This window comes from Campylobacter sp. JMF_14 EL1, from assembly GCF_027737585.1.
Lineage (GTDB): Bacteria > Campylobacterota > Campylobacteria > Campylobacterales > Campylobacteraceae > Campylobacter_B.
In genome coordinates, this window is sequence record NZ_JAOVTW010000001.1 from 607,164 (window position 1) to 620,579 (window position 13,416).

The following is a 13,416-nucleotide window of genomic DNA, read 5'->3' on the forward strand; positions in this document are numbered from 1 at the left end:
TCCTTAAATTTTCGAAAGTGCAGATTTGATTTCGTCTTTGAAATCAGGGATTTTCGCACTCAAATCACTTTTTAAGCTTGCTTTTTGCTCGTTTAAGCTTTCGCTAAATTTCGCAAAATCGGCCTCTAATTTAGCTTTTTGCTCAGCAATTTCTTTGCTAGCAACCTCTTTTGCGCTATCTACCGCTTCTTGCTTAATTTTACTTGCCTCGACCCTCGCAGCGTCAAGAACCTTTGCTATCTCTACTTTGTTAGAATCGACATCTTGTGCGTTTTTTCTAGCATTTTCCTCATCTTCTCTAATCGCTTTTTCGCGCGCTTCCATGTGCGCAAGAAGCGGTTTGTAAAGCTTGGTATTTAAAAATGCTATTAGAGCCAAAAACACAATGATTGTCGTCAGCATTGCAGATACACTAATTTCTAGCATTACACCTCCTTGGCTAAATTTTATATAAACTTTGGATACTACAATAATTAAGATTAAAATTTAATATAATTTTAACCTATCTGTTTCATAAAGTCTGAAATTTGTGAAATTTCGCTAAATTCTATGAGAATTTTCTTATCTTTCACACTGATTTTTCCAAATTTGTTTAATTTTTCTTTCAGCTTCATAAGTTCTGGCTTAAAGGTTTGGAATTCTTTATGGTTGTTTGCAGTTTTGACATTTTCTTTGCTTTTTAGCTTTTTGATCAAATCCTCGGTCTCTCTGACGCTGAGTTTTTGCCCAGTGATTGTATTTAAAACCAAAATTTGCTCATCTTCGCTAAGACCTACGATGACCTTGGCATGGCCTTGACTGATTTTTTCCGTGCGCAAAGCATCTTGGAGCGGGGCTGATAAATTTAGCAAACGCATGGTGTTTGTGATTTGCGTGCGGGATTTTTTGATGATATCGGCTAACTCTTCTTGTGTGATTTTATACTCTTCGATTAGTTCGCGGTATGATTTGGCTAGCTCGATTGGGTTTAAATTCTCCCTTTGGATATTTTCGATTAGGGCTAGTTCGCGCATGTTTTGCGAACCAAGGTCCGCTACGACGGCTTTGATTTTAGCTAGACCTGCTAGCTTGGTTGCTCTTAGTCTTCTCTCGCCGGCGATTAGGACATAGGCGCCATTTTTTTCGATGACTACGATTGGCTGGATAAGGCCGTGTCTAAGGATACTCTCGCTTAGTTCGCGAAGTGCTTCTTCGTTGAAATTTAGCCTTGGTTGATATGGATTTGGCGAAATTTTATCCACATCGATTTCGATGACTAAATTTTCAGATTGTCCATCTTCTAGCTCTTTTGTATATGCCTTTTCGACATCTTCTAAAATACTGCCTAAACCCCGTCCTAGCACACTTTTTTTGACCTTGCTCATCTTTTCTCCATTACTGCTTTTGCTAAATCCTGATACGCTAGCGAACCAGCCGATTTTTTATCATATAAAATTACCGGTTTGCCAAAGCTTGGGCTTTCGGCGAGTTTTACATTGCGTGGGATTACGACAAGATTTTTGTCCTTGCCGATGTAAAATAGCTTTTCGCCAAAATACTCTTGCAAATTCGCCACGGTTTCCTTGGCAAGGTTGTTTTGCGCAGAATACATTGTCGGCAAAAAGCCCCTGATTTGCAAATTTTTATTTATGGTTTGTTTGACGATTTTTATGGTATTTAGCACGAGTGCGACACCCTCTAATGCGTAAAATTCGCACTGAATCGGGATTATCACGCTATTGCTAGCTGCTAGGGCATTTACCGTGATACTGCCAAGCGTAGGCGGTGAATCAATAATGATATAATCATATATATCTTTTATCTCTTCGATTTTGTTTTTTAGGATTAGTTTGAAATCAGCCTCGTCAGCACTTTCGCGCTCGATACCTACCAAACCGATATTTGAAGGGGCTAGATCCATATACTCCATTTGTGTTTTTTGTATGACTTCGGAGAGTTTTTTGCGACCAGTTAGGACATGGTAGATATTAAACTCAAAATCGCTTCTGTTAAAGCCAAGCCCAGTCGTGGCGTTTGCCTGAGGATCGACATCGATTAGAAGCACTCGCTTTTTTTTCATCGCAAGCGACGCGCTTAAATTTATCGCTGTGGTTGTCTTACCTACACCGCCTTTTTGGTTTGCAATCGTTATTATCTCGCTCATCTTAAACTATAAATCCTCTTTTTATTTATTATTATCGCCCCGTCGTCGCAGAGCCTCGCTTGCGAGAGTGGGACCTTTTCGCCCTCGATATGAGCGCAAAAATTTTGAGACAGGCGAAATTGTAACGAAAATTTACTAAAAATTTGCTTCCACGAGATTTTATTTTTGTATAAATTTAAAAACCCCTCCACAGCGTCTTTTGGAGTGATTTTTATATCTAAAATATCCGCAAATTCGGGCGCGCTTACTAGATTTATACCTATGCCACAAACTAGGGTATTTTTTATTTTATTTGTCAAAATTCCACCGATTTTGCGATCATTTATGTAAAAATCATTTGGCCATTTAAGCCAAATTTCAGAACCGCGCGAAGCGAGAAATTCTCTCATTATCATCGCAAAATAAATGCTGCTCGATTGAAGTGGCACATCCCCTGGCAAATCGCTAATCTCCACACAAAACGAAAACGCCAAATTTCCGCTTGCACTCTCCCAGCCATTTCCGCGTGAGCCCAGACCACTGCTTTGCGCCTGCGCCACTAGACAAAACGGCGCGCGAACGCTTCCGTTTTTCAATCTTTCGATTAATTCGCTTTGCGTCGAGGGCAAAATCCCAGCAAATTCTATCTGCATAAAAACTCGCCTACGCCCAGGCGTTTGCCATTTATAAAATCACTCGCACTTATGGGCTTTTTGCTTGGTTCTTGCAAGGCTGTGATTTTAATCGCACCCCTTTTGCAAGAAAGGCAAAATCCGTCTTTTTGGATACTTAAAATTTGGCCAAATTTATCAAATTCTTTGTCTTTGAAATCCTGTGCTAACTCTAAATTTAAAATTTTAAGCCCCGAGGCAGTGTAAATTCCAGGCCACGGAGTTAGAGCGCGAAATTTATTATAAATCTCGCTTGCACTCTCATTAAAATCCACAAGGCCGTCAGATTTAAGGATTTTTTTACAATGCGAAGCAAGGGCGGAATTTTGTTTAATCGGCGAAATTTGGGCAAAATTTTGCAAAACTTTGACAATCAGCCCTGCCGCTAACTCTCCAAGCTCGCTAAAAAGCTCGCTAGCCATTTTGCCCTCGCACGAAGTGCGGGCAAACCCCAGCATATCGCCAGTATCTAACCCCTCGTCCATGAGCATTGCCGTTACACCAGTTTGCGCTTCACCCGCTAAAATCGCGCTTTGGATAGGGCTAGCGCCACGGAATTTTGGCAAAATAGAAGCATGCAAATTTATACACGGCGCAATCTCTAAAATCCCTTTTGGCAAAATTTGACCATACGCTGCCACGACGATAAATTCTGGCGCAAGCTCCCTAATAATGCGCTCATTATCACCCTCGCGCAATCTATTTGGCTGAAAAATCGGCACGCTTTTTAAATTTTCCTGCGCCCAGATTTTCACGCTTGGCGGGGTTAGGATTTGCTTCCTACCCACAGGGCGATCTGGCTGACAAAATATCCCCACAATCTCAAATTTAGCCGCCAATGCCCTTAAAATCGTCGTCGCATACTCTGGCGTGCCCATAAAAACTATTTTCATTTTTCCTCTTTTTTCACAAGTTTAAATAGCTCAAATTTTAGTTCGTTTATACCTGCGCCCGCAACGCTCGAAATCCCCATAACAAAGGCTGGTTTGCTCTCATCGAGCTTGCCAAACATTTCGTAATCTTGCCTTTTTTCATATCCAAATTCGCGCAAAAATTCATCGTATTTTTCCTCAAAATTTTCGCATGCGTCAAATTTCGTAAGCGCAATCGCAAAGGCGCGCTTTGCGAGATCTGGCGAGAATTTTTCAAGCTCGGCGCGAAGTGCGCGGTATTGCTCGCCTAGGCTTCGATAATTTGCAAGATCAAGCATAAAAAGCAAAATTTTAGTGCGCTCGATATGGCGCAAAAATTTTAGCCCAAGCCCCTTGCCGTCGCTCGCCCCCTCGATGATACCAGGGATATCAGCGATGACGAAATTGCTAAACTCATCTACGCTAACCATGCCAAGCTTTGGCGTGATTGTGGTGAATTCGTAGTTTGCGATTTCTGGTTTGGCGTTTGAAACGACAGAGATTAGCGTGGATTTGCCCACATTTGGGAAGCCTACAAGTCCGACATCTGCGATGAGTTTTAGCTCTAATCGCACATTTTTAGCCTCGCCGGGAAGCCCTGGTTGAGCGTATTCTGGGCGCTGATTTACGGAGTTTTTGAAATGCACATTTCCAAGGCCCCCTTTGCCACCCTTTAAAAACAGCTCCGTTTGCCCGTCAATCGTCAAATCAAGCAAAAGCTCGCCACTATCATCGTCATACACCGCCGTTCCAGGTGGCACTATGAGATATAGATCCTCACCACTTTTGCCAGTTTTCTTGCGACCCTCGCCTTGCGCGCCATTTTGGGCTTTGAAAGCGCGTTTGCCTTTATAAAATGAAAGAGTGTGAGAGTTTTTATCTACTTTAAAAAATACATCGCCGCCTGCTCCACCGTCTCCGCCGTCAGGTCCGCCTAAAATGACAAATTTTTCGCGTCTGAAACTTACGCACCCTGCTCCGCCCTTGCCGGAAGTTACACTAAATTTTGCACTATCTATAAACATAACAATCCTTAAATTTAAAAACGGCAATTATAGCCAAATCGGTTAAAAATACTTTTTAAAGTGGAAATTTTAAGAAGAAAAGGGGCGAAAAGCCCCTAAAATTACGCAACAGGATAAACTGATACTTGTTTGCGATTTTTGTCTTTGCGCTCGAATTTTACTACGCCGTCGATTAGAGCGAAGATTGTGTGATCGTTGCCAAGACCTACATTGCTACCTGGGTGAGTTGCAGTGCCTCTTTGGCGGATGATGATATTGCCAGCTCTAACAAACTCGCCACCGAATTTTTTCACACCTAAGCGGCGTCCGATACTATCACGGTTATTTTGGGTTGAACCTTGACCTTTTTTGTGTGCCATTAGCTATCCTTTATGCGTTGATTGCGACAACTTTGACGCGAGTGTATTGGCGTCTGAAACCGCGTTTTAATTTTGAGTCTTTTCTTCTGCGTTTTTTGTAGATTACGACTTTTTTGTCTTTACCCTCTGTAACGACCTCTAAAACCACCTTTGCACCCTTAACAAATGGCGCACCTACCTTTAACTCGCCGTCATTTAGCGCTAAAACTTCGCTAAGTTCGACTTTACTTTTTGGCTCTGCTGCAAAATGATCTAGATTTAGGTAGTTTCCCTCCTCTACTCTATATTGCTTGCCGCCGTGTTTGATGATTGCATACATCAAAGCTCCTTAAAAATTTGGTAGCCAAAAGGGCATTTGCATTGCAAAATTTAATAGCCCGATTTGGTAATAAACTTGGGATTTTATCTTAAATTTCATAAATTCCTACTGAAACGCATAATAAAATTTAAGATATTTGCAGTTTTAATTTTAAACTAAACATAAATGTGATACTATCAGCGTGAATTTATTTTAGGAGAATTTAGATGAAAAAATTAGCTGCGATAATCCTTTTATCCGCTATTTTCACAGGCTGTTCTAACTGGAATATAGCCAACCAACCAACTGGCGCACGCACTCAAAGCGCTTCTCAAACCACTGCCCCGGCAAATGAGCCAAGCATAAGTGGCGTGACAGACAAAGTCCAAGAGGTCTCAAACGACACCGTAGAAATGGTCGAAGAAAACCTACCAGATGCAAGCACAACCGATGCCGTAGTCAATAAAAGCGATGCTTTTCATATCAACCAAGTAATTTCAGCGTGGAATAAACAGCCAGATTCTATCCGCACTACCGCAAACAACGGCAATATCTACACTTGGAAAAACTACAAACCAGGTTGCGATGTCTCTTTGACTAGCGATTCTGAGGGTTATGTCCCTAAATCTGCGATCTCATCAGCAATCTCAAAATGCTTATAATCCACCTTCCTTGCCAAATTTGGCAAGGAATTTTTAAAATTTAATCTTTTGTCATATAATCGCCACAATTTTTGTAATCAAAGGATTTATAATGAATAAAATTTTACTCTCCACAGCGCTTTTTGGCGTATTTTGCGCGAATTTGCACGCTAGTAATTTCATCGAAATTTATCAGGGCCTAACCTGCGAGTGCTGCCATAAATGGTCGGCTTATCTGCGCGAAAATGGCTTTGAGACCAAACATATCTACCTAGACGATGAAGCTTTTATCCAAAAAAAATACGACGAAAAAGTCCCATTGGAGCTTGCTAGCTGCCACACTGCGCTGATTGATGGCTATGTCGTCGAAGGCCATGTCCCAGCAGGCGAAATCCGCATAATCCTAAATCAAAAACCAAGCGATATTGTAGGAATCGCGGTTCCTGCCATGCCACTAGAAAGCCCTGGTATGGAAGTTGGCGCCGAGCCTGAGATTTACGATGTCATCGCAATCAAAAAAGACGGCACCACAAAGGTCGTCGCCACATACAAAGGCAAGGAAAAAATCAAATAAAATTTAGTGAAATTTGGCGAACGCAAATTCGCCAAATTTCAAAGTTACAAGAAGTTTTGATTGAATTTGTATATGATGAATTAAATCGTAGAAATTAATTTTTCCAAGTGTTTGCAAATTTGTAAATTTAATCCGCTAATTTCGGTAAAACTTTAAAATATTTTACTCTATACCACGCCAAAATAAGTATCACAAAACCTACGACAGGTAGTATCGCACCGATGGTATCAAACATGCTTAAAAATTTAATCAATCCACCTAAAAATGAAAAGCCGCCAAACAAAATCACATAAGCCAAAAAATTTGTCAAAAAATATAAAATAAACGAAACAGCTAACAAAACAACATATATTAAAAATAGTTTTTCGTCGCTTAAATTTTTAAGTTCGACAAAAAGTCTAATCCATTTATAGATTGCTATTATTATAAAAATGCAAAAAACAACCATAAAAATAATGATTGTATTGTCGCTAAATTTTGACGCAGAAGCAGACACTACTATGCCAATTATTATTGCTATTAGGCTGAAAAACCAAGATTTAAAAATGCTATAAATTTTTGAATTTGTGTGTTGCGATATTTTTTCAAATAAAACAAAGCAATCATATATAAAAACAAACATACAAAAAAGTGCTGGTGCCATCATTAATGGTGCCAAATCTCTACTTACAGCCTTACCGACAACTGCACCGAAAATAACCAACGCAACCGGCAAAACACCACCAGTAACCCCAAACGCCAAAAGCCCATTTTTGCGGACTTCTTTAAAAACTGCTTCGTCCATATAATTTTGATTTGAAACTTCCATTTTTGTCCTTTAAAAAATTTTCAAAAGCGGTATTTTACAAAAAACAAAAAAACAAATCAATAAATTTGCGATGTTTGGGGAAATTTCTTTTAAATTTCCCCAAAGATATACAAATTCTTCAAGTTTCGTTAGATTGGCAATTTCATCGGGTAAAATGTCGATATTTTTGCTTGCAATATCTAAATATTTTAAATTTTTTAGTTTCAAAATTTCGTTTAAAATTCAAAAAATCGTTCAATGCTAAATTTTAGGTTGAATTTTGAATTTAAATTTTTCTGGATTGCTTCGAAAACTTCGTTTTCTCGCAATGACAGCAAATTTAGCATAAGGAATTTTAAAGTCGTAGATTGCCACGCCGTGCAAAAAGCGTCTTGACGCTTTTTTTGGCTCGCAATGACAAATTGAACAAATTCGAGGCAGTATTTGCGAAAATATAAAATTTATCAAAATTTGGCGAACGCAAATTCGCCAAATTTCAGGGTTACAAGAAGTTTTAGTTAAATTTGTAGTTGTATCCAGCATATCCGCCAAATGTAGATTTGTCGAAATCTGGCCAATCGCTAGTGCCGTTGTGCCATGATTTATCAGCCTTGATACCTGCTTCGAACTGACCAATCTCGCTATCAATGATAAGTCCCACATGGCCGCCGATAATGAAGCCTTTTTGAGTTTGGCTATCGCTAAACTCGCCATCGCTTAGGCTGACTTTTAGTAGCGAAAGACCCATATATGGGCCAACGGCTAGTTTTAGGTTTGAGCTAAGCGCTGGCGTGTAGTCCGCGCCTACTAATAACTCATGTCCGCTAAGCTCGCCTTTGGCTAGGAGGGTGTTATCCATATAGACTTCCTCTGAATATTTTGTGTTGTAGTTGTATTGCGAGTAAGCTCTAAAATCGCCGAAATCATAACCACCCTTGACGCTGATTACGCCTTGTTTGACGCTATCTAGTGAGCCTACGCCAGAGATATCTACATCGCCAGTGAAGTTGTATCCGCCACCAATACCGATAAATGCGCCCTCGTCTGCGAAGCTGCAAGCGCAAGCCAAAGAAGTTGCTAAGAAAATTTTAGCCAAATTTGATTTCATAAAAATCCTTTCAAAAAAATTTTATCCAAATTTCAAACTCAGATAAATTTCATCATTATACCCCCCCCCCTTAAAAAAATCTTAAAGTATGCTAAAATAGGGGCTTTGAAAGGAATTTCATAAAAATTTTGGAAAATTTAGTGGAAATAAAATTTGGATGGGCTAATAGGGGTCGAACCTATATTCACGAATCCAGAGTTCGTTGTCCTGCCATTAGACGATAGCCCAAGGGGAATTATAAATTTTGTTTGATTAAACTCACCGCCGCATAAGCGTTTTCGCAGACAAACTCGCAGTGCTTTCTAAGCTGCGCCTCATCGCCATACCCACACATTACACCCACGCTACGCGCTCCGGCGTTGCTCGCAGCTAGTGCGTCGAGCTTCGTATCGCCCACCATAAAAACGCTTTTATCCACAGGCAAACCTAATCCCTTCATCGCGTTTATGATAGGCTCGGCGTGCGGTTTGACATGCTCTACATCTTCTCTACCGATTATCACGCTAAAAAACTCGCCAACGCCAAGTTTATCTAGCAAGAGTTTCGAGAATTTCGATGTTTTCGTGGTAACCACGCCTAAATTTGCAAATTTAGCACCAAATTCCACAGCTTCGTAAGCACTCTGCAAAAGCGTGGTTTGATCTAGATAAATTTTGACATATTTTTCTTTATAGAGCCTTACATATTCGCTCGTATCGCCCACTACACCAAGTCCAGCGAAAATTTCATCTAGCGGATAGCCGATTAGTTTTTTGATCGCTTCATCATCTGGGCAAGCCTCGCCCATTTTAGAAAAAGCATAAGCAAAACCCTCCAAAATCGCAGAGGTCGAATCTATCAAAGTCCCGTCTAAATCAAATAAAATTGTAGTGTTAAATTTCTGCATTTTTGTAAATAAAAAAAAGCGGAGCCTAAGCCCCGCTTAAAATTTTTTAGAAAGATTATTTTCTAAATTTAGCATCAACGCGTCTGTTTTGAGCGCGGCCTTCTTTTGTAGCGTTTGTAGCGATTGGTTGAGACTCGCCATAGCCTACGCTAGAAATTCTAGCAGCATCAACGCCGAAGTTTTGCAATGCGCCAGCAACAGCAGCTGCTCTTCTCTCAGATAGTTTTTGGTTGTAAGCGTCTGAACCAGTGCTATCTGTGTGGCCTTCTAGGATTACGCTGTAATCTGAGTGCTCATTTAGGTAGTCGCTTACATTTTTGATTTCGCTCATATATTCGTCTGAAATTTTTGAGCTATCAGTAGCGAAATTTACGCCTAGGTTTAGTCTGATTACTTTTTCGCAGCCGTATTCATCTACAACTACACCAGCAGCTGTGCCTGGGCATCTATCCATATCATCGCATACGCCGTCATTGTCTGAATCTACGCAGCCAGTTGCAGCGTCAGCGAATCTTTTACCGAAATCAACAGCGAAGCCAAGTGTGTAGAATAGAACATGGTTGCCGTCTTCGAATCTAATAGCGTCTCTTGCTTCAAGTTTTGTAGCGAAGTTTCTTGTGATGTAGTATTTCATACCTAGACCATATTGCCAGAAACCGCTGTCTTGGTCGCCGTCATTATATACATCTTTGCTATAATCCATATAACCAACACCAGTTAAGCCATATAGTTTAAAGTTATCTGTGAAATTTACCAAATCTTTAACTACATTGATGTGGTAGTATTTAGCGTTTGGCTCTTTGCCACCATTTCTGTGAGCAAGGTCCTCTAAACCGATATCGCGAGAATAGTCAAAACCTAACTCGATTTGATCGATAAATGAATCTTGAAGGTTTTTAGCTAGGCGAAGACCTGCCATGAAATTTGAATCCAAATCCATGTTACCTTCGTGAGTCATGCCACCGATTGTAGGAGTGATCTCCCAGTGATAATCCGCATCTGTTGCAAGTAATGCACTTGATGCACACAAGCTTAGTGCAAGTAAAACTTTTTTCATTAAACATCCTTTCGAAATGAATTTAAAACTTTTAATTATAATAAATATTTTTTTAAAATTTTTTTAAAATTTTCCAAAGAATTTTAAAAAACTTTGGAAAATAACAGCCAAAACCCTATTATCTTTTTGAGAATTGTGGGCTTCTGCGCGCTTTTCTGCGACCAAATTTCTTTCTTTCTACTGAGCGAGAATCGCGAGTTAAAAGACCTTTTGGTTTTAGAGCTGCTCTGAAATCCTTATCCATAGCTGCTAGTGCGCGTGAAATACCGTGGCGCAACGCCTCTGCCTGAGCTGAATAGCCACCGCCTAGTGTTTGAGCAGTGATATCCATAGATGTCTCTTGTTTTGTAACTAAAAGCGGTTGAATAACCTTTAATTTAATAGCCTCGTGACCGCCAAGCCAAGTATTTAGGTCCATACCATTTACAACCATTTTACCGCTACCTGGTTTTAACCATACCTTAGCTACGGCTGTTTTTCTTTTGCCTGTTGCGTAAATTGTTGCCATAATTATTTTCCTTTACTTGTTGTTTGCGCTGTATGTGGGTGCTCGCTACCCTCATAAACGAAAAGCTTTTTAATCATTGCTTTGCCTAGTTTTGTTTTAGGAAGCATACCGCGAACTGCAAGTTTGTATAATTTAGCAGGATTGTTTTTCAACATATCCTCAAATTTAACGCTTTTTAGACTTCCAAAATACCCTGAATAGCTATGATATAGCTTATCTTCGCCTTTGTTTGCACCTGTAAAAACTGCTTTTGAAGCATTTACGATAATGACATAATCGCCACAATCAACATTTGGTGTGTAGCATGGTTTGTGTTTGCCGCGCAATAAAACTGCGACTTCGGTTAGCATTCTACCGAATCTTTTGTCAGTTGCATCAATAACAACCCAGTCGCGTTTGACTTCGCTAGGCTTTGTAATTTCTGTCATGATTTCCGCCTTCTTAAAAATTTTGAAAAATGGGATTTTACATAAATAACCTTATAAAAAACTGAATTTAAGTAAAATTTAAAGAATTCTAAGTTTTTTGTGGCAAAATTTTGCGAAATTTGATACCTTAAATATATTTTCTTTAAAATTTTTTTAAAAAATAATTAAAGTATTCTTTTTTATTTATTATTTATTTATTTTTGTATAGACTTTCGATTTAAGAATTATCAAAAGATAATCTAAATTTATCTTGCAAAGGAGATCTAACGATGCATACCTTGCTAGCCTTTTTACCTATTGTCGTCATTTTGGTTATGATGATAGGGTTTAAACTTAGTTCTAAGCTCTCGCTTAGTGTTGCCATGTTTTTAGCGATTGGCATAGCATTATCTGCGTTTAGCGTAAATGCCGATGACACCAGTGTTTTAGCATACGTGCTTTTGGGCTTTTTGAAGGCGTTTGATATCTTGGTTATCATTTTTGGTGCCATTTTGATATTAAACACCATGAAATACTCAGGCGCTATGCAATCAATCAACAATGGCTTTACCAAAATTTCAACTGACCGCCGTGTTCAAGTATTGATTATTGGTTGGGCATTTGGTGCATTTATTGAGGGTGCGGCTGGTTTTGGAACACCTGCTGCTTTGGCAGCTCCACTTCTTGTCGGTCTTGGTTTCCCAGCTCTTAGTGCGGCTCTTGCATGTCTTGTGCTAAACAGCTCGCCTGTTAGCTACGGTGCGGTTGGAACTCCAACATTTGGTGTTAAAACTACCGTTCAAAGTCTTGTAGAAGGAAGTGGTGGAAACATAGATTCATATATCACTACCGTTAGCACAAATACTGCTATCATCCACTCAGTAGGCGCTATTTTTATTCCTTTTATCGTTGTTATGATAATGGTAAAACTATTCGGTAAAAACAGAAGCTTCAAAGACGCTCTTCCTGCATTGCCATTTGCTATGCTTGCCTCAGTTAGCTTCATCGTTCCTTATTTGATAGGCGCAAAATTCTTGGGTATTGAGTTACCATCACTTCTTGCTGGTCTTATATCTCTTGGTATCCTTATCGCATCTGCAAAAGCTGGATTTATGACTCCAAAAGAGAACTGGGATTTCGTTCCTCGCGCACAATGGCAAGAATTTTGGATAGGTTCAACTCAGGCTTCTGAAAATGCACCTAAACAAGAAGAGAGTAGCAAAAAAGAGATGCCATTGTTTATGGCTTGGTTACCATACATCCTTATTTCATTTATACTAGTTGTTACTCGTATTCCTGCAATCGGATTAAAACCAATTCTACAAAGCTGGAAAATAAATCTATTTACTGCTCCTGATAACTTGATGTTTGGTGTCCCTGGCACTGCATATAGCTTCAACTACGGCTATTTACCAGGTATTATTCCATTTATCTTGGTTGCTATCCTTACTATATTCTTGCACAGAATGAGTGGCAATGATGTAAAAGAGGCTTGGAGCAAAACTTTCAAACAAGTTGCAGCAGCGGCAATTCCACTAGCAGCTGGTTTGGCTTTGGTTCAAATCATGTTAAATGTCGGCACAACAGTCGATGGAACTAACTACTCTATGATTAAGCTTATGGCGAAATTCTTTGCTGATATTTCAGGTCAAGCTTATGTTGCTGTTGCGCCACTAGTTGGTATTCTTGGAGCATTTTTCTCTGGTTCAAACACAGTATCAAATATGCTCTTCTCAGGACTTCAATACGAAACAGCTACGCTTGTTGGCTTAAAAACCGAAGTTATTGTTGCACTTCAAAATGTTGGTGGCGCTATCGGTAACATGGTTTGTATCAACAATATCGTTGCTGTGTGTGCGACTGTTGGCTTGCTAGGTAAGGGTGAGGCTAGATGTCTTACTTATAACATAGCTCCTGCTGTATTCTATGCAATAATAGCCGTTATAATCGGTGTGATATTGCTATAAATTTTATGAGTGAAATTCTATCTTTGCGGATAGAATTTCACTATTTTTTTATGCTTAAATTTTAAAATTTTCAATTTTTTCTTTTTTTAAACTTA

The 13,416-nt window shown here is 39.5% G+C and carries 17 protein-coding genes and 1 tRNA gene; 3 read left to right on the top strand and 15 right to left on the bottom strand.

The features are described 5' to 3' along the window. Positions 1-3: 3 nt before the first annotated feature. The 8 genes from OFN73_RS03065 to rplU form a co-directional block, all read right to left on the bottom strand. Positions 4-426: a F0F1 ATP synthase subunit B family protein gene (locus OFN73_RS03065; protein WP_270862177.1), complete on the bottom strand. Its 423-nt coding sequence runs from the start codon at positions 424-426 to the stop codon at positions 4-6. A gap of 71 nt (positions 427-497) precedes the next feature. Beyond that, positions 498-1,364 (bottom strand): ParB/RepB/Spo0J family partition protein, encoded by an 867-nt coding sequence (locus OFN73_RS03070; RefSeq protein WP_270858377.1) that lies wholly within the window; start codon positions 1,362-1,364, stop codon positions 498-500. Continuing rightward, positions 1,361-2,143, bottom strand: a complete 783-nt coding sequence (locus OFN73_RS03075) for a ParA family protein (RefSeq protein ID WP_270858378.1) — start codon at positions 2,141-2,143, stop codon at positions 1,361-1,363. Before OFN73_RS03075 ends, OFN73_RS03070 begins: the two co-directional genes overlap by 4 nt. Then, positions 2,140-2,775: a biotin--[acetyl-CoA-carboxylase] ligase gene (locus tag OFN73_RS03080; protein ID WP_270862178.1), complete on the bottom strand. Its 636-nt coding sequence runs from the start codon at positions 2,773-2,775 to the stop codon at positions 2,140-2,142. The genes OFN73_RS03075 and OFN73_RS03080 overlap by 4 nt, the downstream gene beginning before the upstream one ends. Further along, on the bottom strand, positions 2,766-3,686 hold the full coding sequence (fmt, locus tag OFN73_RS03085) for a methionyl-tRNA formyltransferase (protein ID WP_270862179.1): 921 nt from the start codon (positions 3,684-3,686) through the stop codon (positions 2,766-2,768). The genes OFN73_RS03080 and fmt overlap by 10 nt, the downstream gene beginning before the upstream one ends. After that, positions 3,683-4,729 carry a GTPase ObgE gene (gene obgE, locus OFN73_RS03090; protein WP_270862180.1) on the bottom strand — a complete coding sequence of 349 codons (1,047 nt, stop codon included), beginning with the start codon at positions 4,727-4,729 and terminating at the stop codon, positions 3,683-3,685. Before obgE ends, fmt begins: the two co-directional genes overlap by 4 nt. A gap of 101 nt (positions 4,730-4,830) precedes the next feature. Next, positions 4,831-5,088, bottom strand: a complete 258-nt coding sequence (rpmA, locus tag OFN73_RS03095; RefSeq protein WP_270858382.1) for a 50S ribosomal protein L27 — start codon at positions 5,086-5,088, stop codon at positions 4,831-4,833. Positions 5,089-5,098: 10 nt separating this feature from the next. Continuing rightward, complete coding sequence (rplU, locus tag OFN73_RS03100) at positions 5,099-5,407, bottom strand: 50S ribosomal protein L21 (RefSeq protein WP_270858383.1); 309 nt, start codon at positions 5,405-5,407, stop codon at positions 5,099-5,101. Between the two features lie 206 nt (positions 5,408-5,613). On the opposite strand from rplU, the gene OFN73_RS03105 reads away from it, so the two are divergent. Both OFN73_RS03105 and OFN73_RS03110 read left to right on the top strand, forming a co-directional pair. After that, positions 5,614-6,048, top strand: a complete 435-nt coding sequence (locus tag OFN73_RS03105; RefSeq protein WP_270858384.1) for a hypothetical protein — start codon at positions 5,614-5,616, stop codon at positions 6,046-6,048. A 91-nt stretch (positions 6,049-6,139) separates the two neighbouring features. After that, complete coding sequence (locus OFN73_RS03110) at positions 6,140-6,601, top strand: DUF411 domain-containing protein (RefSeq protein ID WP_270862181.1); 462 nt, start codon at positions 6,140-6,142, stop codon at positions 6,599-6,601. 127 nt (positions 6,602-6,728) lie between these two features. Here OFN73_RS03110 and OFN73_RS03115 read toward each other — a convergent pair whose 3' ends face one another. The 7 genes from OFN73_RS03115 to rplM all read right to left on the bottom strand — a co-directional run bounded on the left by OFN73_RS03115 (position 6,729) and on the right by rplM (position 11,375). Further along, on the bottom strand, positions 6,729-7,409 hold the full coding sequence (locus OFN73_RS03115) for a hypothetical protein (RefSeq protein ID WP_270862182.1): 681 nt from the start codon (positions 7,407-7,409) through the stop codon (positions 6,729-6,731). Between the two features lie 493 nt (positions 7,410-7,902). Continuing rightward, positions 7,903-8,496 (bottom strand): hypothetical protein, encoded by a 594-nt coding sequence (locus tag OFN73_RS03120; RefSeq protein WP_270862183.1) that lies wholly within the window; start codon positions 8,494-8,496, stop codon positions 7,903-7,905. A 154-nt stretch (positions 8,497-8,650) separates the two neighbouring features. Next, positions 8,651-8,724, bottom strand: a tRNA-Gln gene (locus OFN73_RS03125). Between the two features lie 7 nt (positions 8,725-8,731). Beyond that, positions 8,732-9,382 (bottom strand): HAD family hydrolase, encoded by a 651-nt coding sequence (locus tag OFN73_RS03130; RefSeq protein ID WP_270858387.1) that lies wholly within the window; start codon positions 9,380-9,382, stop codon positions 8,732-8,734. A 55-nt stretch (positions 9,383-9,437) separates the two neighbouring features. Continuing rightward, entirely contained in the window at positions 9,438-10,439 is a 1,002-nt protein-coding gene (locus OFN73_RS03135) for an OmpA family protein (RefSeq protein WP_270862184.1), read from the bottom strand. A gap of 118 nt (positions 10,440-10,557) precedes the next feature. Beyond that, the gene (rpsI, locus tag OFN73_RS03140; RefSeq protein WP_270858389.1) at positions 10,558-10,947 is read right to left on the bottom strand and encodes a 30S ribosomal protein S9; all 390 of its coding nucleotides are present in this window, start codon (positions 10,945-10,947) and stop codon (positions 10,558-10,560) included. Positions 10,948-10,949: 2 nt separating this feature from the next. Next, positions 10,950-11,375: a 50S ribosomal protein L13 gene (rplM, locus tag OFN73_RS03145; protein ID WP_270858390.1), complete on the bottom strand. Its 426-nt coding sequence runs from the start codon at positions 11,373-11,375 to the stop codon at positions 10,950-10,952. A 269-nt stretch (positions 11,376-11,644) separates the two neighbouring features. Between rplM and OFN73_RS03150 the strand changes: the two genes are divergently transcribed. After that, positions 11,645-13,321 carry an L-lactate permease gene (locus OFN73_RS03150; RefSeq protein WP_270862185.1) on the top strand — a complete coding sequence of 559 codons (1,677 nt, stop codon included), beginning with the start codon at positions 11,645-11,647 and terminating at the stop codon, positions 13,319-13,321. Positions 13,322-13,416: the final 95 nt, after the last annotated feature.